At 74.9% G+C, this 22,451-nt stretch carries 20 protein-coding genes; 8 read left to right on the top strand and 12 right to left on the bottom strand.

Annotation, left to right across the window (positions count from 1 at the left end):
• Positions 1-517: 517 nt before the first annotated feature.
• From ACI783_RS09075 to ACI783_RS09065, 3 genes are all read right to left on the bottom strand, one after another.
• Positions 518-1,279, bottom strand: a complete 762-nt coding sequence (locus ACI783_RS09075; protein WP_457140141.1) for a sulfite exporter TauE/SafE family protein — start codon at positions 1,277-1,279, stop codon at positions 518-520.
• The gene (locus ACI783_RS09070) at positions 1,276-2,058 is read right to left on the bottom strand and encodes a sulfite exporter TauE/SafE family protein (protein WP_457140140.1); all 783 of its coding nucleotides are present in this window, start codon (positions 2,056-2,058) and stop codon (positions 1,276-1,278) included. The genes ACI783_RS09075 and ACI783_RS09070 overlap by 4 nt, the downstream gene beginning before the upstream one ends.
• A 64-nt stretch (positions 2,059-2,122) precedes the next feature.
• A complete protein-coding gene (locus ACI783_RS09065; RefSeq protein ID WP_457140139.1) occupies positions 2,123-3,628 on the bottom strand; it encodes a diguanylate cyclase domain-containing protein in 1,506 nt (501 codons plus the stop codon).
• A 194-nt stretch (positions 3,629-3,822) separates the two neighbouring features.
• Here ACI783_RS09065 and mgtE point away from each other — a divergent pair, with 194 nt between their 5' ends.
• A complete protein-coding gene (gene mgtE / locus ACI783_RS09060) occupies positions 3,823-5,145 on the top strand; it encodes a magnesium transporter (RefSeq protein WP_457140138.1) in 1,323 nt (440 codons plus the stop codon).
• Positions 5,146-5,172: 27 nt separating this feature from the next.
• Here the strand turns inward: mgtE and ACI783_RS09055 are convergent, their stop codons facing one another.
• Positions 5,173-7,779 carry a DEAD/DEAH box helicase gene (locus tag ACI783_RS09055; RefSeq protein WP_457140137.1) on the bottom strand — a complete coding sequence of 869 codons (2,607 nt, stop codon included), beginning with the start codon at positions 7,777-7,779 and terminating at the stop codon, positions 5,173-5,175.
• A gap of 168 nt (positions 7,780-7,947) precedes the next feature.
• On the opposite strand from ACI783_RS09055, the gene ACI783_RS09050 reads away from it, so the two are divergent.
• The 3 genes from ACI783_RS09050 (at position 7,948) to yidD (ending at position 9,714) form a co-directional block, all read left to right on the top strand.
• Complete coding sequence (locus ACI783_RS09050) at positions 7,948-8,070, top strand: hypothetical protein (RefSeq protein WP_457084647.1); 123 nt, start codon at positions 7,948-7,950, stop codon at positions 8,068-8,070.
• A 257-nt stretch (positions 8,071-8,327) separates the two neighbouring features.
• Entirely contained in the window at positions 8,328-9,185 is an 858-nt protein-coding gene (locus tag ACI783_RS09045; protein ID WP_457084648.1) for an SDR family oxidoreductase, read from the top strand.
• 4 nt (positions 9,186-9,189) lie between these two features.
• Positions 9,190-9,714 carry a membrane protein insertion efficiency factor YidD gene (yidD, locus tag ACI783_RS09040; protein ID WP_457140136.1) on the top strand — a complete coding sequence of 175 codons (525 nt, stop codon included), beginning with the start codon at positions 9,190-9,192 and terminating at the stop codon, positions 9,712-9,714.
• Positions 9,715-9,718: 4 nt separating this feature from the next.
• Here the strand turns inward: yidD and mmuM are convergent, their stop codons facing one another.
• The 3 genes from mmuM to ACI783_RS09025 form a co-directional block, all read right to left on the bottom strand.
• Positions 9,719-10,624, bottom strand: a complete 906-nt coding sequence (gene mmuM, locus ACI783_RS09035; RefSeq protein ID WP_457140135.1) for a homocysteine S-methyltransferase — start codon at positions 10,622-10,624, stop codon at positions 9,719-9,721.
• Positions 10,621-11,415 (bottom strand): hypothetical protein, encoded by a 795-nt coding sequence (locus tag ACI783_RS09030; RefSeq protein WP_457140134.1) that lies wholly within the window; start codon positions 11,413-11,415, stop codon positions 10,621-10,623. Before ACI783_RS09030 ends, mmuM begins: the two co-directional genes overlap by 4 nt.
• Positions 11,416-11,519: 104 nt before the next feature.
• Complete coding sequence (locus tag ACI783_RS09025) at positions 11,520-12,137, bottom strand: hypothetical protein (RefSeq protein WP_457140133.1); 618 nt, start codon at positions 12,135-12,137, stop codon at positions 11,520-11,522.
• A gap of 68 nt (positions 12,138-12,205) precedes the next feature.
• On the opposite strand from ACI783_RS09025, the gene arfB reads away from it, so the two are divergent.
• Positions 12,206-12,643, top strand: coding sequence for an alternative ribosome rescue aminoacyl-tRNA hydrolase ArfB (gene arfB / locus ACI783_RS09020; RefSeq protein WP_457084653.1), 438 nt, complete (start codon positions 12,206-12,208; stop codon positions 12,641-12,643).
• A gap of 35 nt (positions 12,644-12,678) precedes the next feature.
• Here arfB and ACI783_RS09015 read toward each other — a convergent pair whose 3' ends face one another.
• Complete coding sequence (locus ACI783_RS09015) at positions 12,679-12,828, bottom strand: hypothetical protein (RefSeq protein WP_153362550.1); 150 nt, start codon at positions 12,826-12,828, stop codon at positions 12,679-12,681.
• 254 nt (positions 12,829-13,082) lie between these two features.
• Here ACI783_RS09015 and ACI783_RS09010 point away from each other — a divergent pair, with 254 nt between their 5' ends.
• From ACI783_RS09010 to ACI783_RS09000, 3 genes are read left to right on the top strand one after another with little or no spacing between them, the layout of a single operon-like run.
• Positions 13,083-15,656 carry a molybdopterin oxidoreductase family protein gene (locus ACI783_RS09010; RefSeq protein WP_457140132.1) on the top strand — a complete coding sequence of 858 codons (2,574 nt, stop codon included), beginning with the start codon at positions 13,083-13,085 and terminating at the stop codon, positions 15,654-15,656.
• Positions 15,656-18,196, top strand: a complete 2,541-nt coding sequence (gene nirB, locus ACI783_RS09005; RefSeq protein ID WP_457140131.1) for a nitrite reductase large subunit NirB — start codon at positions 15,656-15,658, stop codon at positions 18,194-18,196. The genes ACI783_RS09010 and nirB overlap by 1 nt, the downstream gene beginning before the upstream one ends.
• Positions 18,193-18,606, top strand: a complete 414-nt coding sequence (locus ACI783_RS09000; RefSeq protein WP_457140130.1) for a Rieske (2Fe-2S) protein — start codon at positions 18,193-18,195, stop codon at positions 18,604-18,606. Before nirB ends, ACI783_RS09000 begins: the two co-directional genes overlap by 4 nt.
• A 213-nt stretch (positions 18,607-18,819) precedes the next feature.
• On the opposite strand, the gene ACI783_RS08995 is transcribed toward ACI783_RS09000, so the two are convergent.
• The 4 genes from ACI783_RS08995 to ACI783_RS08980 all read right to left on the bottom strand — a co-directional run bounded on the left by ACI783_RS08995 (position 18,820) and on the right by ACI783_RS08980 (position 22,269).
• Complete coding sequence (locus ACI783_RS08995; protein ID WP_457140129.1) at positions 18,820-19,215, bottom strand: hypothetical protein; 396 nt, start codon at positions 19,213-19,215, stop codon at positions 18,820-18,822.
• Between the two features lie 138 nt (positions 19,216-19,353).
• Positions 19,354-20,778 (bottom strand): hypothetical protein, encoded by a 1,425-nt coding sequence (locus ACI783_RS08990; protein ID WP_457140128.1) that lies wholly within the window; start codon positions 20,776-20,778, stop codon positions 19,354-19,356.
• On the bottom strand, positions 20,778-21,275 hold the full coding sequence (locus tag ACI783_RS08985) for a SigE family RNA polymerase sigma factor (protein ID WP_457140127.1): 498 nt from the start codon (positions 21,273-21,275) through the stop codon (positions 20,778-20,780). Before ACI783_RS08985 ends, ACI783_RS08990 begins: the two co-directional genes overlap by 1 nt.
• Positions 21,276-21,474: 199 nt before the next feature.
• Positions 21,475-22,269 carry a hypothetical protein gene (locus tag ACI783_RS08980; protein ID WP_457140126.1) on the bottom strand — a complete coding sequence of 265 codons (795 nt, stop codon included), beginning with the start codon at positions 22,267-22,269 and terminating at the stop codon, positions 21,475-21,477.
• Between the last annotated feature and the right edge of the window lie 182 nt (positions 22,270-22,451).

Genomic DNA, 22,451 nt, shown 5'->3' with positions numbered 1-22,451 from the left:
CGCCGGATCGCGGGCGTACGGGTCGAGCACCACCAGCGGCCCGAGCGGGGGCAGCAGCGGCACAGAGAGCACCGCGCGGAACGGCGTCGACGTGGTGAGCGCTTCGTGCAGCGCGGGCCAGTTGCGGGCGATGTCGGCCTCGTCGAAGGCGATGACGGCGCCGTCGTCGTGCGCCCGGATGCACGGACCCAGGCCCTGGGTGAACTGCAGCCGCTCGGCCTGCGCCGCGGTCGGGTCGCTGGCGCCCAGTGGAGTCCGCAGCCCGCCCGTGTCGTGGATGCTGATCCCGGCGCCGTCCACCGGCAGCGAGGCGGCGCAGGCGCGCGCCAGCCGCTCGCCGAGCAGCTCCGGGGACCGCAGCTCGGGTGGTGCCTGGTCCAGTTCTCGGGTGAAGCGGTCGGCAGCGGGGCCGGGCGCGGTCTTCGGTCCTCCGTCGTGTCGGGCGCGGGCACGCAGCGCCAGGCCCCCGTGCCCGGGCACGGTCGTTCCCATGCGCTCAGCCGAAGGCGTCGTGCGCTCAGCCGAAGGCGTCGATGCCCAGGCGCACCGCCAGGGCCAGGCCGGCGACGGCGATGACCCGGCGGAGCAGCCGCTGCGGCACCCGGCGGACCACCCGCGGCCCCAGCCGGCCGCCGACGAAGAAGCCGAGGGCGAGGGGGAGCGCGGCCAGCCAGGCCACGTCGGCGAGGAAGGCGTAGCCGAGGGCGGCGACCAGGTTGGCCAGGCCCAGCACCAGGTTCTTCAGTGCGTTGCCGCGCGGCACGCCCTCGCCGAGCACGAGCAGGTACATCGCCAGCATCAGCACGCCGGCCGCCGCGCCGAAGTAGCCGCCGTAGATGGCCACCAGGAAGGTGCCCAGCGTCAGCCCCCAGTGGTCCCGGCTCGGGCGTGCGGCGCCCTCGGCGGCGAGCTCCCGCGGTGGCCGCTGCACGAGGATGGCCAGCGACGCGGCGGCGATGAGGAAGGGCACCAGCAGCTCGAAGGCGTCCGCCGGGGTGAGCAGCAGCAGGACGGCGCCCACCCCGCCGCCGAGCACCGCGGCGGTGCCGAGCCGGACCAGCCGCGGTCGCTGGCCGGCGAGCTCCGGGCGCGAGGCGCTCACCGAGCCGACGCTGTTGAGCACCAGCGCGACGGTGTTGGTGACGTTGGCCGACAGCGGGGACAGGCCAGTCGCCAGCAGCGCGGGGTAGCTCACCAGCGAGGCCAGCCCGGCGATGCTGCCGGTCAGGCCGGCGCCGACGCCGGCGACCACGAGCAGGACGAACTCCAGCGCGCTCATCGTTCGAGCAGCACCCACAGCGCGACGAGGCCGAGCACGACGATGGCGCCGCGGAGCACGGAGGCGGGCAGCCGTCGGCCCAGCGTGGACCCGACGTACCCACCGACGAGCGAGCCGGCCGCGACCAGGGCGGCGGCGGCCCAGTCGATGCGCTCGGTGGCGACCACCACGTAGGCCAGCGCTGCCACCGCGTTGACCCCCAGGGTGAGCACGTTCTTGATCGCGTTGAGCCGCTGCAGCGGTTCCCGGAGCAGCAGCCCGAAGATGCCGATCTGCAGCACCCCCTGGCTCGCCGCGAAGTAGCCGCCGTAGGTGCCCGTCGCGTAGGCCCCGGCGAACAGCGCGGCGAGGCGCCCCCGGCCGATCCGCTGCGGCCCGGTCCCGGTGACCGGCCGGCGGCGACGGAGCCACCGCTGGAGCAGCGGTTGGACGGCGACGAGGACGACGGCCAGCGCCACGAGACCCGGGACGATCGCCTCGAAGGCCGAGGCCGGCAGGTGCAGCAGCAGGAAGGCGCCGGTGAGCGCGCCCAGCACCGAGGCGGGGAACAGCCGCAGCAGCAGGCCGCGCTGCCCGTGCAGCTCACGGCGGTAGCCGATCGCGCCGGTCAGGTTGCCCGGCACCAGCCCGAGGGAGTTGGTGATCGTGGCCGCCACCGGAGGCAGGCCGACGGCCAGCAGCACCGGGAAGGTGACCAGCGTCCCGGAGCCGACGACGGCGTTGATCGAGCCGGCGGCGAGCCCGGCGGCGGCGACCGCGACCATCTCCCACGCCGTCATGCGCTCATCCCCGCGAGGGTGTCACAGCGGTCCCGGTGAGCCGGCGCACGCCCCGGCCGGGGCGTCAGCGGGCCGGTGCGGCCCCGGCGGCGACGACCCGCGTGCGGTTGCGGCCCTCGCCCTTCGCCGAGTACATGGCGACGTCGGCGCGCAGCAGGGCGTCGTCCCAGTCGGCTCCGGGCACCACCCGGGCGGCGCCGATGCTGGCACCCACCCGGACCGCGCGTCCCGACAGCGACACCGGCTCGCTGAGCAGGGCGGTCAGCCGGTCACCGAGCGCCGCCACGGCTGCGGCGTCGTCGGCCCGGACCAGCAGGGCGAACTCGTCGCCGCCGAGGCGGGCACACACGTCGGGGCTGCGGACCGCACCGGACAGCCGGGCGCCGACCGTGCGGAGGACCTCGTCGCCGGCGGGGTGACCGTGCTCGTCGTTGACCTCCTTGAAGCCGTCGAGGTCGGCGAAGAGCACCCAGGCGTCGCGGTCGCCGGAGGCGCTCACGGCCCTCAGCGCCGCGGTGAAGGCGCCCCGGTTGGCCAGTCCGGTCAGGGCGTCGGTCTCGGCCTGGGTCCGCAGCTCGCGGTGGACCGCGCAGATCTGCAGGGCCATGGCCATCTGGTTGGTCAGCGCGTGCACGGCGACCAGCGCCTCTCCGGGCAGCGGCCCGGTGGAGCCCACGAGCAGGTACCGGTCCGGCTGGTCGGGGAAGGGGGAGCACAGCCAGGCACTGACGCCGGTGGCGGTCGTCAGCTCGGTCGGGGCGGTGACCGGGTGGAACGGACCGGTGGTCGGCACGCCGGCGACGAAGGCAGCCGGCAGGGGCGGCAGCCGGTCGGCCGCGCCGCCGGCGGCGTCCACCAGGTGCAGGTGGGAGCCCTCGGCCGCCAGGGCCATGATCCGCAGGCCCGGCGTGGCCGCGCAGATGTCCTCCGCCGCGGCCCACCCGTGGGCCGCCACCTCCACCTCGTCGGTCTGGCCGAGCAGCCGGGCCCCCAGCGCCACCAGTGCGGCGTCGCGGGCCTCGGCCCGCTTGCGGGCGAACAGCCCGAGCGCCAGGTGCCGGGAGACGACGGCGAGGAGGAAGGCCAGCGGCAGCGCCCCGAGCACCGGGCCGGCTGGCGCCGCGGTCTCGTGCCCGGGCACCCACTGCCACCAGACCAGCGCCGCGATCAGCGCCAGGCACTGGCCTGCGGCATAGAACCAGATGTCGCGGGTGCGGCCGTATACCGCACGGAACCACAGGGCGCTGAACGTCGCACCGAAGGCCACCGCCGGCACGGGGCAGCCGAGCGCGAAGGCGGTCACCGCCACCACGTCGAGCAGGTCGAGGGCCGGTCGCGCGCGATGGGTGAGGTAGCGGTACGACCAGGAGGCGGTGAGGGCGACGGTGCCGCCGACAAGCAGCGCCACGCTCGCCGCGGACGCCCCGGGCAGGGCCCCGGCGAAGGCGACGGCCAGCGAGATCAGGGCGCAGACGCCGAACAGCCAACGGGTGCCCTCGACCATGTCGTCGGGGCGGCGCAGCCGTGCCACGGCCCGCCCGAGCTGCAGCGGCGCCACCACTCCGGTCATCACGTCCTTCCCCCGTCCGGCTCCGCGCCGGCCATCCGATCAGGTCATCGACCGGACGGCGCGGAGCCTGGATGCCCCGGACGGGGGACCCGGTGGGCGCGTGACGCGGGGCCGGTCCCGGCGGCCGGCGTCGGCCGGCCCGGTGCGTCGGCCTCGTACTGCGGTCCGCGGACCGGTCCCGGTAGACAGGCAGCATGCCCGACCTCACCGATCTCGCGCGCGCCAGCGACCTCCGCGGGCTGCACGACGCCCTGGACCCGCTGGCCGTGCCCACGGTCGTCGACGAGCTGGAGCGGCTCGACCCGGCGGCCCGGGCGGTCGCCTTCCGGTCACTGCCCAAGGACCGGGCGCTGGCGGTCTTCGAGGACCTCGATCCCTCGCTGCAGCGTGAGCTCGTCGACGAGCTGCGCGAGGAGTCGACCGCCGAGCTCGTGGCCGGGCTCGACCCGGACGACCGGGCCGGTCTGCTGGACGAGCTCCCGGCCTCGCTCGCCGGCCGCCTGCTGTCCGGCCTGGACGAGCACGAGCGGCAGATGACCACCACGCTGCTCGGCTACCCGCCGGACTCGGCGGGCCGGCGGATGTCGCCGGAAGTGGTGGCCCTGCCGGTGGAGGCGACCGTCGGCGAGGCGTGGGAGCACGTGCGCCGGGCCGAGCCGCACGCCGAGACGATCTACACCCTGCCGGTGGTGGGGGAGGGCCGGTGCGTGGTCGGCGTGGTCTCGCTGCGCCGGCTGTTCGTCAGCGACCCGGGGGCGCGGCTCACCGAGGTGACGTCCGAGCCGGTCGTCGTCCGCACCACCGACGACCAGGAGGTCGCCGCCCGGGTGGTGCGCGACCACGGTGTGGTCGCCGTCCCGGTGGTCGACGCCGAGGGGCGGCTGGTCGGGCTCTTCACGGTGGACGACGCGATGCGGGTGCTGGAGGAGGAGGAGAGCGAGGACCTGGCCCGCACCGGCGGCAGCGAGCCGCTGGACCGCCCCTACCTGGCCACCGGCGTCGTCGGGCTGGCGCGGACCCGGGTGGCCTGGCTGCTGGTGCTCATCGCGGCTGCGGCGCTGACGGTCAACGTGCTGGACTACTTCGAGGACGTCCTGGACCAGGTGGTGGCCCTGGCGTTGTTCGTGCCCCTGCTGATCGGCACCGGGGGCAACACCGGCGCCCAGTCGGCGACCACGGTGATCCGGGCGATGGCCGTCGGCGACGTCCGCTTCGCCGACCTGCTCCGGGTCGTCCGCCGCGAGCTGGCCACCGGCGCGCTGCTCGGCGCGTTGCTGGCCGCGGTGGGCTTCGGGCCCGCCGCCTGGCTGGTCGGCGCCGACATCGCGGTCGTGCTGTGCGCGGCGCTGGTCGTCGTCTGCACGCTGGCTACCACCGCCGGGGCGCTCACCCCGATGCTCGCGAACCGGCTGGGGGTCGACCCGGCGGTGGTCAGCGCACCGTTCATCACCACGTTCGTCGACGCGACCGGGTTGATCGTCTACTTCCTCATCGCCCAGGCTGTCCTGGGGCTCTGAGCGGTCCTGGGCCTCCGCCCCGGCCGCTCAGTCCTTGCGGCCGGCGTCGACCAGGCGGAGCACGACGACGCCCTCCTCGTCGGAGGCGTCCAGGTCGACCTCGGCGTCGAACCCCCAGTCGTGGTCACCGGCGGGGTCGTCGACGATCTGCCGCACCCGCCACAGCCGCGGCTCGTCCTTGTCGATGATGAGCAGCCCGGGGCCGCGGGCGTCGGCGCCGGTGCCCACCTCGTCGTGCTCGGCGAAGTAGGCCTGCACCACCTCGCCCCAGCGGTCGGCGTCCCAGCCGGCGGCGGAGTCCAGCTCCCCCAGGTCGTACCAGCGGCGGCGGGCCCACAGCTCGACGCGGCGGAACAGCAGGTTGCGCACCATCGCGGTGAACGCCCGCTCGTTGCCGGTGAGCGGCCGCGGCCGGGCGGGGACGGCGACCGGTGCGTCCAGCGGCTGGTCCGGGCTGGTGAGCTGCTCCCACTCGTCCAGCAGCGAGGAGTCGACCTGGCGCACCAGCTCGCCCAGCCACTCGACCAGGTCGGTGACCTCCTCGGTGCGGGCCTCGGCGGGCACGCCCGAGCGCAGCGCCTTGAACGCGTCGGAGAGGTAGCGCAGCACGGCGCCCTCGGAGCGGGTCAGCCCGTAGTGGTTGACCAGCTCGCGGAAGGTCATCGCCTGCTCCCACATGTCCCGCACCACGGACTTGGGGGACAGCTGGGCGTCGCGCGCCCACGGGTTGCCGGCGGAGTAGACCTCGAAGGCGTGGTCGAGCAGCTCCTTCAGCGGCTGGGGGTAGGTGACCTCCTCGAGCAGCTCCATCCGCTCCTCGTACTCGATCCCCTCGGCCTTCATCTGCGCCACGGCCTCGCCCTTGGCCTTGTTCAGCTGCGCGGCGATGATCTGGCGCGGGTCGTCCAGCGTCGCCTCGATCACCGAGACGACGTCCAGGGCGTAGGTCTCGGACTCCCGGTCGAGCAGGCCGATCGCGGCGAGCGCGAAGGTGGACAGCGGCTGGTTGAGCTGGAAGTCCGGCGGCAGGTCGAGGGTCAGCCGGTAGCGCCGTCCGTCGGGCTCGGGGACGTCGAGCCGCTCGATCACCCCGGCGGTGATCAGCGACCGGGCGATCCCGATGACCTCGCGGACGTGCCGCAGCTGCCGGGCCCGTGGTTCGTGGTTGTCGGTGAGCAGGTGGCGCATCGCCGCGACCGGGTCGCCGGGCCGGGCCAGCACGTTGAGCACCATCCCGGTCGACACCCGAAAGTGGCTGGTCAGCGGCTCGGGCTCGGCGTTGATCAGCCGCTGCTGGGTCGCCTCGCTCCACGGCACCATGCCCTCGGGCACCTTGCGGCGCACCAGCTTGCGGCGCTTCTTCGGGTCGTCGGCGACCTTGGCGAACTGCTTGAGGTTCTCCACCTCGTGCTCGGGCGCCTGGACGACGACGGTGCCGGCGGTGTCGTAGCCCGCCCGGCCGGCCCGGCCGGCGATCTGGTGGAACTCCCGCACGGTGAGCATCCGCATCCGGGTGCCGTCGTACTTGCTCAGCGCGGAGAACACCACGGTGCGGATCGGCACGTTGATGCCGACGCCGAGGGTGTCGGTGCCGCAGATGACCTTGAGGAGCCCGGCCTGGGCCAGCTGCTCCACCAGCCGCCGGTACTTGGGCAGCATGCCGGCGTGGTGCACGCCGATGCCGTGCCGCACCAGCCGGGACAGCGTCGTGCCGAAGGCGGAGGAGAACCGGAAGCCGCCGATCATGTCGGCGATCGCCTGCTTCTCCTTCTTCGTGGAGACGTTGACGCTCATCAGCGCCTGGGCGCGCTCCAGCGCCGAGGCCTGGGTGAAGTGGACGACGTAGACCGGTGCCTGCTTGGTGTCCAGCAGCTCCTGGATCGTCTCGTGCATCGGCGTGGTCGCGTAGTAGTGGTGCAGCGGCACCGGCCGCTCGGCGTGGGCGACCAGCGCGGTCGGGCGGCCGGTGCGCCGGGTGAGGTCCTCCCGCAGCTTGGTGACGTCGCCGAGCGTGGCGGACATCAGCAGGAACTGCGCCTTCGGCAGCTCGATCAGCGGCACCTGCCAGGCCCATCCCCGGTCGGGGTCGCCGTAGAAGTGGAACTCGTCCATCACCACGAGCCCGATGTCGGCGTCCGGCCCCTCGCGCAGCGCGATGTTGGCCAGCACCTCGGCGGTGCAGGCGATGATCGGGGCGTCGGCGTTGACCGAGGCGTCGCCGGTGAGCATGCCGACGTTCTGGGCGCCGAAGACCCCGCACAGGGCGAAGAACTTCTCGCTGACCAGCGCCTTGATCGGGGCGGTGTAGAAGCTGACCTTGTCGTTGGCCAGCGCCGCGTACTGCGCGCCGGTTGCGACCAGCGACTTGCCGGAACCGGTGGGGGTCGCGAGGACGACGTTCGCCCCGCTGACCAGCTCGATCAGCGCCTCCTCCTGCGCCGGGTACAGCGTCGTGCCGCCCTCGGCGGCCCACTCGGCGAAGTGGGTGAACAGCGCGTCGGGGTCACCGGCCAGCGACTGCAGCTCGGTGAGGTCGTCCGGGTCGCCGATCAGCGACCGCAGGTTCGGCGCGGGCAGCGCGGCGGCGGGGGAGTCGGCCGGAGTGGCGTCGGTGCCGGCAGGAGTGAGCGTCATCGTGCGCTACAGCGTGCCCGATGCCCGGCAGCTTCCCGGCGTCACGTCCCTGCGGTCGCGGCGACGGGCCCCTCGGTAACGAAACGGTCACGACTCCTCCAGTCGCGCATGAAGGTGGTCGATGCAGGAGAGAAGGTGAACAGTAGGTAAACGAAAGGTGGATGGGACATGCGCGAACGCTTCTGCCCGGAGTGCCGCTGGACGCTGGTGACCGACCGGGACGGCCGTCGCCGCCTCGAGATGCGCTGGGTGCCGCTCGGCGCGGAGACGCCGATGGCCCGCGCGGCCTGAGCGAGCACCCGCAGGACGCCCCGGCCCGGGCGGTAGGAGGGGCGCGCACCGACGCGCGCCTCTCCCACCGCCCGGGTCGTGTGCCGTCCGCGAGCAGTCCCCGTCGGAACACCCGGGCGGACGCGGCCGGCCGGCAGGTTCCGCCCGGGGTGGACCGGGTAGGCGGGGGGGCGACGCGGCACCCGGCCGGCTCCTGTGCGAGCCGGCTCCCGCGAGCAGTGCGGAGGGTGCCGCCCGACCCAGCAGGAGGAACCACCGTGTCTTCGCCCCGCCCCGAGTCCCAGCCCGAGCAGCAGCAGACCCCGCCCGGCACCCTCGGCGAGATGGACCCCAAGCCCGACCACGGCGAGGAGAGCTACACCGGCTCCGGGAAGCTGACCGGCAAGCGCGCGGTCATCACCGGGGGCGACAGCGGCATCGGCCGCGCGGTCGCCATCGCCTTCGCCCGGGAGGGCGCCGACGTGCTCATCGCCTACCTCGACGAGCACGAGGACGCGCAGGAGACAGCGAAGTACGTGGAGCAGGCGGGGCGGAAGTGCGTGCTCGTGCCCGGTGACCTCGCCGACCGCGCGCACCAGAAGACGATCATCCCCAAGGCCCTCGAGGAGCTGGGCGGGATCGACATCCTGGTCAACAACGCGGCGTTCCAGATGACCCACGAGACGATCGAGGAGATCTCGGACGAGGAGTGGGACCACACCGTCGCGCTGAACCTGACCGCGATGTTCACCTTGTGCAAGGACGCCATCCCGCACATGAAGCCCGGGTCCGCGATCGTCAACTCGTCGTCGGTGAACTCCGACATGCCGCGGCCCAACCTGGCGCCGTACGCGATGACCAAGGCGGGCATCGCCAACTTCACCGCCAGCCTGGCCCAGCTGTACGGCAGCAAGGGCATCCGGGCGAACAGCGTCGCGCCGGGCCCGGTGTGGACGCCGCTGATCCCCTCGACCATGCCGGCGGAGAAGGTGGCGAGCTTCGGGTCCGAGGTGCCGCTGGGGCGCGCCGCCCAGCCGGCCGAGCTGGCCCCGGTCTACGTGCTGCTGGCCAGCGACGAGGCCAGCTACGTCTCCGGGGCCCGGGTCGCCGTCACCGGCGGCAACCCGATCCTCTGATCCGATGGTCTTCGTCTGGGGCTGGGGCGGCGGCGGGCCGCGACGCCGGCGTGGTTTCGGCCGGCCGCGGCGCGGGTTCGGCCCGGGCTACGGCCGCGGCTACGGTCCGCCGCCCGGCTACGGCGGCTACGGGCCCGGCTACGGTCGGGGGTACGGCCGGGGGTACGGCCGCCGCGGCGACGACTCGTGCCTGCGCAACCTGTTCTTCCTGAACACCGGTTGCTGCCTGGCGCAGGCCATCGGCTGTGGCATGGACATGTTCCTGGTCGCGCCGACGACGTTGCGCCGGGTGCGGGCCGATGCAGGGAGCGGGCGACTGGCCGACCGGCTGATCTCGGCGGTGCGGCTCTACCAGCGGGAGATCAGCCCCCGGCGGCCACCGTGCTGCCACTTCACCCCGACCTGCTCCACCTACGCGGTCGAGGCGCTGGAGCGGCACGGGGCGCTGCGCGGTGGCTGGCTGACCGTGCGCCGGCTGGTCCGGTGCCGACCGGGAGGCGTCCGGGGCGCGGACCCGGTGCCCGACTGAGGAGCTACCGGACGGCGTCGGCGATGGCGGCGACGTCGTCCGGGCGCACCCGGCAGCACCCGCCCACCAGCCGCGCCCCGGCGTGCAGCCACCCGCTGACGTCGCCGACCCCGGGCTCCCCGGTCCAGCGGCGGGCGGTGGCGTCCCAGCGCTCGCCGCTGTTCGGGTAGGCCACCACCGGCTTCCCGCTCGCCTCGCCCATGACCGCCACGGCCGGGGCGACGCCGGAGGGGGCGGTGCAGTTGAGCCCGACGGCGACCACCTGGGCGATGCCGCGGGTCATCGCCGCCACCTCGGCCACCGGCTCCCCTCGGCGGGTCCGCGGCACCCCGTCCGGGCCGGTCACGCTCGTCAGCGACAGCCAGGCCGGGACGTCGAGGGCCACCAGCTCGGCCAGCAGCGCCTCGACCTCGACGGCGCCGGGCAGCGTCTCGACCGCCAGCACGTCGGCGCCGGCCTCGGCCAGCAGGGCGAGCCGGGGCCGGTGGAACGCGCGGAGCTCCGCCACCCGCACGTCGTCGAGGTAGGCGCCGGTGTACTCCGACCCGTCGGCCAGGAACGCCCCGTACGGGCCGATCGACCCGGCCACCCAGCCGGTGCGCCCGGCCGCGGCGAGTCCTGCCCGGGCCAGCCCGACCGAGCCCGCGACGAGGGCCTGGGCGCGCTGCGGGTCGATCCCGGCCGCGGCGAACCCGGGCAGGGTGGCCTGGTAACTGGCGGTGGTCAGCACCTGGGCGCCGGCCGCGGCGAAGGCGGCGTGCGCAGCCACGACCGCGGCCGGATCGTCGCGCAGCAGCCGGGCCGACCACAGCGCCGAGCCGACGTCGTGCCCGCGGGACTCCAGCTCGGTGGACAGGCCCCCGTCCAGGACGACCGGGCCGGCGGCGAGGGCGGCGGCGAGGGAGGTCACGCCTCCGATGGTGACCGGCGCCCGGAGCGCAGGCCCGGGATGCGGCGGTCGGCTGCGACGAAGGCGACGGCCACGGCCAGCGGTGCGGCCCCGGCGATGCCGGTCACGGCGAGCACGTCGGCGAAGGTCGCGGTGGAGACCGGGGCGGAGGAGAGCAGCGCCCAGCCGAGCCCGGCCAGCGGCACGGTGACCAGGCCGGTGCCCAGTGCCAGCCGGACCCGGGCCGCACGTCCGGCGCCGGCAGCGAGCACGCCGGCGAGCACGGCGGGCACCACCGGCACGAGGCAGCGGACGAGCAGGTCGGCGGGGCGTTCGGTGGAGGTCGAGTAGGACGCCAGCGACAGGACGGCGGTGGCCGACACCGCGGCCGAGCCGGCCAGCAGCCCCCACCACAGCCGCACCGCCCGGGGGTCGGACAGCACTGATGCCGGGCGCACCAGCCGGGCGGACAGCAGGCAGAGCGCGACGCTGATCAGGAGGAAGGAGACCAGCGACTGCGGGACGTCGGACACCCCACCGCCGTCCCGGCCGGGCAGCTGCCAGGGCTGGCGGCCGAGCAGGGTCAGCAGCACGGTGAGCCCGGTGAGCGCCAGCAGCAGTGTGGCCGGGTGCAGGACCCGGGGCGCGGACTCCGCGGCCGCCCGGGCGTCGAGGGCCTCGGCGCGGCGCAGCAGGTCGGCCATCACCGGGTTCTCGGGTGTGGCCCGCTCGGCCGGGCGCTCGTCCTCGACCAGCGGTGCGACGGCGTTGCCGGTCACCAGGTGGAGCCGCGGCGAGGCGTCCTGAGTCACCTGCTCAGCGTCACACCCGGTCACCGGGCCCGCGAGCCGAACGACGGTCCGTCACCGGACCGGGCGACAGCGCCGTCACCGATGGTGTGCCGCTCGGCGTGCCGTCACCCGACCGGGGTGGACCGGCGGTTCCTCGGCAGGGTGATCGCCAGCGCGATCAGCAGCGGCACGACCCCGAACACGGCGGCGGCGTAGAGCGACCCGAACAGCGCCTCCGCGATCCCGGCGTCGGCGTAGAGCGCCCAGCCCAGGGCGAGCATCGGCAGGGTGAGCGCGCCCATGCCCACGGTGGCCCGGAGGTGCGCCCGCCGGCCGAGCGGACGGGCCGCCACGCCCACCAGCAGCACCGGCACGAAGGTGAACAGCCAGTCGAACACCGGGACGACCGGGCCCTCGCCACCGCCCAGCGCCGCGAAGTACAGGTCGTTCCAGCCCTGCGCGAAGGCCGAGACCACCGCGAGCGCGCCCCAGGTCGCGGCGGCGACCGTGGAGCCCAGCGCCCACGGGCGGGTGAGAGCGACGGCCACGGCCAGGCAGACCAGTGCGGTGCCGATCACCAGGGCCAGCAGCGACGCCGGGACGTCGGTCACCTGCCAGCCGGACAGCGTCCGCTCGGGCGCCGGCCAGTCCAGCGACCCGACGACGCCGACCGCCGCGGTCAGCAGCACGGCGGCCACGGCGAGCGGCAGCGGGCCGGGATGGGCGGACCTGTGCTCTGTCATGGCCGCAGCCTCGCAGGTCGGCCGTGAACCCGGTCGTGGGCGACGCGTCGAGCAGGGAGGATGGCCCCGTGCCCGGGGACGACGCCTTCGCCGACCTGCCGGTGACGGCCTCCCTCGTCGTCCCGGCGGGCCTGTTGTCGTGGCGGTTCTCCCGGTCGTCGGGGCCGGGCGGGCAGGGGGTGAACACCGCCGACTCGAGGGTGGAGCTGTCGGTGGCGCCGCTGGAGCTGCCCGGGCTGAGCGATGCGCAGCGGGCGCGGCTGGCCGACCGCCTCGGGGGCCGGCTGGTCGACGGCGTGCTCACCGTCGCGGCCAGCGAGCACCGGCAGCAGCTGCGCAACCGGGAGGCGGCCCGCGAGCGCCTGGCCGCGGTGCTGCGTGCGGCGCTGGCCCCGCCGGCGCCGGCGCGGCGGAAGACCAAGCCCTCGCGCGGCTCGCAGGAGCGGCGGATCAAGGCGAAGAAGCAGCGGGGGGAGACCAAGCGGCTGCGCGGCCGGTGGGACTGACGCTGCCGACGTGGGCCGGTGCGCCTCGCGGCTCGCTAGCGCCGACGGGCCACGCGGGTGCCGACCAGCACGCCCATCAGCGACCAGAAGGCGCCCACCCCCACGCCGGCCAGCACCACCCAGAACGGCACCCGCATCTCGTCGGTCGCCGTCGCCACCAGTCGTTCCTGCACGCTCGGTTCCATGGGTTGCAGCCTGGCCGATGACGGCCTGCGCGTCACTCCCCGCCGTCCTCCCGCGGACCGGACGGCGGCACAGGGCCCCTCCGGAAGCTTGTGCTCTGCTCACTGGTGGTGAGCAGAGCACAAGCTCCGCTGGACCCCCTCTGGGCCCTCTCCGGGCCGCCGCACGGAGCGCCTCGGGCGGGTGTGCGGACGACGGAACGCGAGCTTGACCTGAGCGCAGCCACCGGGAAACGGCCTCCGCGCAGGCTCGGGATGTGTCCGCCGCCGTCTCGTTGCCCACGCCCGGTGTCGGTACGCGCACCACCGAGACCCACTGCCCCTACTGCTCGCTGCAGTGCGGCATCACCATGACCGCCGGCGACCGGCCCGCGACGCTCGTGCCGGCCGATTTCCCGGTCAACCGCGGCGGCCTGTGCTCCAAGGGCTGGTCGGCCGCCGAGCTGCTCGACCACCCCGAGCGGCTCACCCGCCCGCTGGTGCGCGCCGACCCCGCCGACCGCACCAGCCCGCTGGTCGAGACCAGCTGGGACGAGGCGCTGGCCCGGGTCGTCGCCGCGATCCGCCGCACCCAGACCGAGCACGGCCGCGACGCCGTGGGTTGCTTCGGCGGTGGGGGCCTGACCAACGAGCAGGCCTACCAGTTCGGCAAGTTCGCCCGGGTCGCGCTGCGCACCAGCGCCATCGACTACAACGGCCGGTTCTGCATGTCCTCCGCGGCCGGCGCGGCGATGCGGGCCTTCGGCCTGGACCGTGGCCTGCCGTTCCCGCTGGCCGACGTCGCCGAGGCCGACGTCGTCGTCCTGGTCGGCAGCAACCCGGCCGACACGATGCCGCCGGCGATGCAGTACTTCGACGCCGGGCGCACCGCGGGTGCCGAGCACATCGTCGTCGACCCGCGCCGCACGAACACGGCGAGGAACGCCGACCTGCACGTCCAGCCGCTGCCGGGCACCGATCTCGCGCTGGCCAACGGGCTGCTGCACATCGCGATCGCCGAAGGCCTCGTCGACACCGAGTACGTCGACGCCCGCACCACCGGCTTCGCGGAGGTGCGCGCCGGCGTCGCCGGGTACTGGCCGGACCGGGTGGAGCGGCTCACCGGCGTGCCGGTGCAGCAGCAGCGGCGGATCGTCTTCGCCCTCGCCCGCGGCCGGCGATCGATCATCCTCACCGCGCGCGGCGCCGAGCAGCACCGGCACGGCACCGACACCGCTACCGCCTGGATCAACCTCGCGCTCGCCCTCGGGCTGGTCGGCCGGCCGGGCAGCGGCTGGGGCACCGTGACCGGGCAGGGCAACGGGCAGGGTGGCCGCGAGCACGGGCAGAAGGCCGACCAGCTGCCCGGCTACCGCAAGATCACCGACCCGGCCGCCCGCGCCCACGTCGCCGCGGTCTGGGGCGTCGACCCGGACGACCTCCCCGGCCCGGGGCGCAGCGCGTTCGAGCTGCTCGACGCCCTCGGCACCGACGGCGGGGTGCGCACCCTGCTGGTGCTCGCCTCCAACGTCGCCGTCTCCGCCCCCGACGCGCGCCGGGTGGTCAGCCGGCTGCGCGACCTGGACTTCCTCGCGGTCAGCGACTTCTTCCTCTCCGAGACCGCCGAGCTCGCCGACGTCGTCCTGCCCAGCGCCATGTGGGCGGAGGAGGACGGCACGATGACCAACGTCGAGGGCCGGGTGATCCGCCGCCGCCGGGCCCTGCCCCCGCCCGGAGAGGTCCGCGACGACCTGCAGCTGCTGGCCGAGCTCGCCGGCCGGCTGGGTGCCGGCGGCTTCAGCGGCGACGCCGAGACGGTCTTCACCGAGCTCGGCCGGGCCAGCGCCGGGGGAGTGGCCGACTACGCCGGGCTCAGCTACGACCGGATCGACGCCGACCAGGGGCTGTTCTGGCCCGTGCCGGACGCCGAGCACCCCGGCACGCCGCGGTTGTTCACGGAGCGGTTCGCGCACCCCGACGGGCGGGCGCGGTTCACCCGCGTCGAGCACGTGCCGGCGCACGAGGAGCCCGACGCCGAGTACCCCTACGTGCTGACCACCGGCCGGGTGCTCGCCCAGTACCAGTCGGGCACCCAGACCCGCCGGTCGCGCAGCCTGCACCTGGTCGCCCCCACCGCGCGGGCCGAGCTGCACCCCGACCTCGCCCGGCGGCTCGGCATCACCTCCGACGACGTCATCGAGCTGACCACCCGCCGCGGCCGGGCCCGGTTCCACGCCACGGTCACCGACGCCGTCCGCCCCGACGTGGTCTTCGCGCCGTTCCACTGGGGCGGCGGGTCCTCGGTCAACGCGCTCACCGACCCGGCCCTGGACCCCACCAGCCGGATGCCCGCCTTCAAGGTCTGCGCCGTCGCCGTCTCCCGGGTCGGCGGGCCCGAGGAACTGATCGATCCACCCGACCCGGCCGCCCAGCCGCAGCCGCGCAGCCACCAGAGCCCGACGTCCCCCACGCCGCACGCCCCGTCCCGGAGGAGGACCACCCGAGTGAAGAGCAGCCCGCGCTTCCTGCAAGGCGTCTACCCGATCACCGGCGAGGGGCTGGCCAAGCCCGGCCCGCTGGACCCCACGCTCCGCTACGAGGTGCCGCAGGGGAAGACCGCCCAGGCGCTGTACTTCCGTGGCGGCAACTCCACCGACGAGCTCGTCTACCTGCTGCTGCTGCGCGACGGGCAGCCGATGCGCTGGTTCCCCATCGGGGCGAAGGGCGACGTCAACGTGCCGCTGCGGGTGGTCGAGGACCTCGACGGCGGCACCGTGGTCGAGCTGCACGTCGCCGCGCCGGAGGGCGTCACCGGCGACGTCGTCGTCGACCTCGGGTTGGTGGAGGTCTGATGGGCGCCGTTCTCGGTGGCCGCCCGGCGGGGATGACCTCGCTGCACTTCGCGCTGGACGACGCCGACGGCGTCGACTCCCGGCAGCGGCTGGTCGTGGTGGGCAACGGCATGGCCGGCGCCCGGCTGGTCGAGGAGGTGCTCGAGCGCGGCGGCGGCGAGCAGTTCGCGATCACCGTGTTCGGCGAGGAGCCGCACGGCAACTACAACCGGATCATGCTCTCCCACGTGCTGGCCGGGGAGGAGCACGAGGACGACATCGTGCTCAACAGCCACGACTGGTACGCCGACAACGGCGTCACGCTGCGCGCCGGTGTCCGGGTCGAGCGGATCGACACCCACGCCAAGCTGGTCCACGCCACCGACGGCACGGCGACGCCCTACGACCAGCTGGTCATCGCCACCGGCAGCCGCTCGTTCGTGCCGCCGATGGAGGGCATCCGCACCGCCGACGGCGCGCTGCTGCCCGGGGTGCTGGGCTTCCGCACCATCGACGACACCCGGGCGATGCTGGCCGCGGCCGCTGAGCACGAGAAGGCGGTCGTCGTCGGCGGCGGGCTGCTCGGCCTGGAGGCCGCCCGCGCGCTGCAGGGCCACGGGCTGGCCGTGGAGGTGGTGCACGCCGGCACGCACCTGATGAACCAGCAGCTGGACCCCGACGGCGGCGCGATCCTCAAGCAGTCGGTGGAGGAGCTCGGCATCGTCGTCCACCTGGCCACCCGCACCACCGAGGTGATCGGCTCCGACCGGGTGCGCGGCGTGGTGCTGGCCGACGGCCGGGCGATCGACGCCGACCTGCTGGTGCTCGCCGCCGGGATCCGCCCGGTCACCGAGGTCGCGCTGATGAGCGGCATCGAGGTCGAGCGCGGCATCGTCGTCGACGACCAGCTGCGCACCGACGACCCCGACGTCTACGCGGTGGGGGAGTGCGCCCAGCACCGCGGCGAGGTCTACGGCCTGGTCGCCCCGGTGTGGGAGCAGGCCCGGGTGCTCGCCGACGTGCTCACCGGCACCGACCCGGACGCCGAGTACCACGGCTCCCGGACGGCCACCAAGCTCAAGGTCGCCGGGGTCGATGTCGCCACCATGGGGCTGAACCGGCCCGAGCGCGACGCCGACGAGTTCCTCGTGATCTCCGAGCCCCGCCGCGGGGTGCACCTGTCGGTGGTGATCCGCGACGACAAGCTGATCGGCGCCACGCTGCTCGGCGACACCCGCAAGGTCGCCTTCCTCACCCAGGCTTTCGACCGCGGCACCCCGCTGCCGGAGGAGCGGATCCGGCTGCTGGTCGACCTCTCCGACGGAGTCGCGGAGGCCGGGGTCGCCGATCTGCCGGCGGAGTCCCAGGTGTGCAACTGCAACGGCGTCACCAAGCAGGCGATCTGCGACACCGTCGCCGGCGGGTGCGCCAGCGTCGGTGGGGTCATGGACGCCACCCGGGCCGGCAAGGGCTGCGGGTCGTGCAAGTCGCTGGTCAAGCAGATCGTGGAGTGGGCCGCCGACGGCGACGTCGTGGAGGACCCGACCGCGAGCTGGTACGTCCCCGGCATCCCGCTGGCCAAGCCGGCGTTGATGGCCGCGATCCGGGAGCAGGACCTGCGCAGCGTGTCGGCCGTCTTCGCCGCGCTCGCGCCGGGCGGGGAGGAGGACGCCAAGTCGAAGATGGGGCTCACCTCGCTGCTGTGGATGATCTGGGGCAGCGACTACGAGCAGGAGAACGACGCCAAGTTCATCAACGACCGGGTGCACGCCAACATCCAGCGTGACGGCACCTTCTCCGTCGTCCCGCAGATGAAGGGCGGGGTGACGACCGCGGCCCAGCTGCGGAAGATCGCCGACGTCGCGGAGAAGTACGAGGTGCCGATGATCAAGGTCACCGGCGGCCAGCGGATCGACCTGCTCGGCGTCCGCAAGGAGGACCTGCCCGCGATGTGGGCCGATCTCGGCATGCCCTCGGGCTACGCGTACGGCAAGAGCATGCGCACGGTGAAGACCTGCGTGGGGTCGGACTTCTGCCGGTTCGGCCTGGGCGACTCCACGCAGCTGGGCATCGACCTGGAGACCCGTTTCCAGGGCATCGAGAGCCCGGCGAAGATCAAGATGGCCGTGGTCGGGTGCCCGCGGAACTGCGCCGAGGCCTACGTCAAGGACGTCGGCGTCGTCGCGGTCGGCAACGGGAAGTGGGAGGTGTACGTCGGCGGGGCGGCCGGGGCGAGCGTGCGCAAGGGCGACCTGCTGGCCACCGTCGACTCCCCGGAGGCGGTGATGGAGCTGACCGGACGGTTCCTGCAGTACTACCGGGAGAACGCCAACTGGCTGGAGCGCACCTACGACTTCGTGCCCCGGGTGGGGCTGGAGAAGATCAAGCAGGTGCTGCTGGAGGACAGCGAGGGGATCGTGGTGCACCTCGACGAGGGCATCCAGCGCTCCATCGACGCCTACACCGACCCGTGGGCGCAGGACCGGGCGGAGCCGGCCACCCCCGGGCAGTTCCGCACCGCCCTGCCGCTGGTCGACCTGCCGCTGGTGCCGGTCCGATGAGCGTCACGCACTTCGACGCTCCGCAGGCAGCCACGACCCCGGGCACCGGCACCGGAACGCCCGCGACGGGGGTGACCGCGCCGGGCACCGAGGCGGCGCAGCAGGGCCGGGCGGTCGTCGTCGGCCGGGTCGAGGACGTGCCACCGGGGGAGGGGCGGGCGTTCGTCGCCGGTGACGTCCAGGTGGCGGTGTTCCGGCTGCGCGACGGCTCGCTGCACGCCACCCAGGCCGCCTGCCCGCACGCCGGCGGCCCGCTGGCCGACGGGCAGACCGATGCCCGGGTGCTGGTCTGCCCGCTGCACCTGTACGCCTACCGGTGGAGCGACGGCGCCCCGACCAGCGGCGGCAACGCGCCCGTGCGGATCTACCCGGTGCACGAGGCCGACGGCGCCCTCGTCGTCACCGTCTGACCCGCACTTTCTCGCGACGAAGACCGCGCGCTCTCTCGCGGGAAGGAGCGGGGGTGGGCGGCTGGGGATGCGTGCGCGCGCCCTTGAGCACCTGTGCGGCGTTCACCCGGCGGTACGGGCTGTACTGACGGGCCAGCGGGTCGACCGGGCACGCCGCCCGCTGCTGGACGGCCTGGCGCCCGCGGAGGTGGTGAGGGCGGTTCGGCCTGAGGCTCACGGCGCCGGCACCTCGACGGTGGCCTCCATCGGGCCGCCGCACTCCGCGCTGCCGCCCACCCGCTCGAAGTCCAGGCCGGCCTCGACCTCCGCCAGCACCGACCCGTCCGGGGCGCGCACCGTGGCCACGGCCGAGTCCGGCAGCGGGCCGCTGGGGACGATCCAGCCGAGCACCGTCGGGTCGTCCTCAGCAGGCGGATCGTCCAGGGTGGGGCGTTCGCACGGCGAGGAGCAGTCGAGCTGCACCGAGCCCACCGGGTGCCCGGACCAGTCCCCGGTCAGCTCGACCAGGACCGAGGGGAGGTAGCCGATCGCCGGGCACGCGATGGGCACGCCGCCGTCGCAAGCGGTCAGCAGCCCGGCGAGCAGCGTCATGCCCGCGGCGCCCCTCACCGTGCTCCCTCCGCCGGCAACGGCGCGGGCGCTGGGCGTGGCCGGACCGAGCGGCGGCGTGAGGGGACGTTCCCGCGGGAACGCGCCTCCTCGGCCAGCTGCCGGGCGGCGATCACCGACGCGGGCTCGGCGGCCACGTCAGTTGCCGCCCGCCGGGGTCGCGGCGATGTCCTCCAGCCCGTCGAACCCCAGCGCTCCGGCACTCCCGAGCGAGCGTCCTCCGCTGCGGAACTCCACGCTGCCCAGGTCCGCCGGCGGGGGCACGACGGCCACCCCGTCGACGAGTGGGACCTCCGCGACCAGGGCTCCGGAGCCGTCGAGCACCCGGGCGGTGTCGGCGACCGGGGGACCGACCAGGACCAGGCTCTCGACCGGTTCGGTCCCCTGCAGGAAGGGTGCGCTGCAGTGCAGCACGAACAGCTGCTCCGCCAGCGGGACGCCGGCCTCGCGGAGGTCGCTGGCGCACCAGGTGCTGGCGACCACCCCGTCGGCGGACTCCGCTGCCAGCAGCGCCTCCAGGTGGACCGCGCCCGAGGGCAGCGTCGCACCGAGCAGGTGCACCCGGGCCGTCTCGGCGGTGGAGGCCGGCACCTCTCCGGTCCAGATCACGGTGAACTCGAGGTCCTCGGTCGGCAGCCCGGTGATCTCCAGGACGTGGTCGATGCCGCCGGTCAGCACCGGGTCGCGGTCCCCGGGCCCGCCCGGCAGCCAGGTGAGGGGCACGTCCTCCGCTGCCGAGGTCCCGACCGAGCGGTGGGTGGTGGGCATGGCGGTGGTGACCTCGGTCCCGTCGCGGATGACCCGGTAGCGCAGCGCTTCGTCGTAGGTGCCCGCCGCAGGTGGCAGCACCAGCGCGGCCACGCCGTCGGAGACGTCGACCGGCTCGAAGCTGCGGTCGACGGTGCCGTCGGCGGCGATCTCGGGACGCCGGGACAGCGAGACGTCGTCTCCGGGCGCGGCCACCACCACGAGGGCGCCGGTGCCCGCGTCGGACAGTGCGACCGGGGTGCTGGCGGCGATGCCGCTCAGCAGGGACACGGGCTGCAGTTCGGCGGCGTCGGCGCCGGCGGGGCCGGTGAACCAGGCCGTGGCCAGGCGGCCGTCGTCGTGCTCGGGGTCCTGCGCGGCCACCAGCGCCCAGCGCGCGCCGGCCACGTCGTCGACCCAGACCACGTGCCGGGAGTCCAGCGGCGGGTCGACCTGCGCGGTCGGGGCGTTCGGGTCGTCGGCCTCGGTCCACGTCAGCCGGCGCACACCCTCGACGAGGTCGGCGTCCTCGGCGAGCGCCCCGCGGGTGGGTCCGGAGAGGACGTCGGCCTCGGCCGGGACCGGGAGCTCGGCAACGACTGGGGTGGTGACCGACGCACGCTCTGCCGGTGACAGCAGGGCGGGCACGCCGACGACGACACCGGCGACCACGGCGGCGACTGCGGCCAGGGCCAGGGCCTGGCGCCGCTGGGTGCGGTGCCGCGTCACGACCGCGCCGGCCAGGTCGTGGCGGGGTGGCGGGGCCGTGCGCTCGGCCAGCCGGTGCAGCCGGTCGTGCAGGTCGGTGGGCTCCATCAGGCTCGCTCCTCCCCGAGTGCGTACGCCGGTGGGCTCAGCAGTTCGCGCAGCCGGGCCAGCCCGCGGGTGGTCTGGGTGTTGACGGTGCTGGCCGAGCAGCCCATCGCCTCGGCGGCCTGCTGCTCGGACAGGTCGGCGTAGAAGCGCAGGACGACGGCGGTGCGCATGCGCGGGGGCAGGGCGCGCAGCGCGGTCCGCAGCTCCTCGTCGTCCTCCGGCATGAGCGGGGCGGCCCGGTCGGGCAGCTGCTCGACCACCTGCTCGGTGGTCGACCGCCGCCGTCGCCAGCTCGTGTGGCTGGTCACCAGGACCCGCCGGACGTAGGCCGTGGGGTCGCCGGCGCGGGTGATCCGCCCCCAGTGCCGGTAGCTCTTCAGCAACGCCGTCTGCACCAGGTCCTCCGCGTGGCCTCGGTCCCCGGCCAGCAGGACGGCGAGCCGCAGCAGCGCTGCCTGCTCCCGGGACACGAAGTCCTCGAAGCTCAGCCCGTCCACCCGGTCTCCTCCCGCTGGTCGCTCACCCGTCTACACGCGGTGGGCGGCACGGCGAACCCACATGGGAGGTAACGAACCGGTCACGGTCCGGCCGGCGGTGACGTCCCCCCGCACCAACGTGCGTCCCCCCGCAGCAACACTCGTGCAGGGGGACGGGCTTTGATCAGGTGACCTGATCAAAGCCACGCACAGAGCCACCTCAGGCGGGTGGGAGGTCGAGCTCGGTGAGCGCGGTGGCGACGTCGTCCTCGCGGACGAAGTCCAGCGCGAGCAGCCGGTGCACCAGCACCCCGCGGCGGGTCAGCCGCAGGTCGGCGGGGCGCAGCCGGGGGCGCACGGCGCCGGGCCGGGCGGTGACGGGCGGCGGGTCGAGCAGACCGGCGCGCTGCAGATCGGCGAGGTCCTCCCGGGCACCCCACGCCGTCCAGGCGCGCGGCTCGTCCTCCAGCGACCCCATCGGCAGCGGCGCGCGGTCCCGCCGGCCGACCGCGGCGAGGAGCACCAGCTGCCGCCAGCTGCACGAGTCGGCCAGCTGCAGCGCCCGGGTGGCGAGCGAGGGGTCGATGTCGGGGGAGACGGCGGTCTCGGCGAGCAGGTAGCCCAGGTGCCGGACCTGCCGCTCCTCGGGGGTGCGGCGCGCGGACTGCAGCACCGACTCGGCCAGCCGTTCGGCGGCGGACCGGGTGGTGACGGTGGCGGCGAAGAAGCCGTCCCGGCGGACGTGCCGGCCCTGCTGCCCACGGGTCACCGCCAGCTCGGCGGCGAAGGCGAGAGCGGCACCGGCTCGGGCGCGTTCCCACAGCAGGGGCAGGTCGGCCGCGCCGGTGGCGGCGTCCCGCAGGCAGGCGGCCAGCCGGTCGTCGAGACGGACGGCGCCGGGCCCGTCGCCGAACAGCAGCGCCGCGACCGCGTGGCTCATCGAGCCGGCCACGAGCTCCCCGATCTCCACCAGCGACCGGGCGGGCGGCGTCTCGCCATCCAGGGAGTCCCTCACGCGGTGATCATCGCTGTCGGGCGCCGGCGGCGCACCTGCCGGAGGCGCTCGTCTCCCCACGCCGGGGCAGCGGGGGGGGGGGGGGGCGGGCCCCCCCCCCCCCCCCGCCCCCCCCCCCCCCCGCGGGGATATCCTGGCGCGCCCCCCGGTTGAGTAAAAAGTCAACCACACACAAAACAACT

The organism is Modestobacter sp. SYSU DS0511, from assembly GCF_054050755.1.
This window is presented reverse-complemented; position numbering and strand designations above follow the sequence as displayed.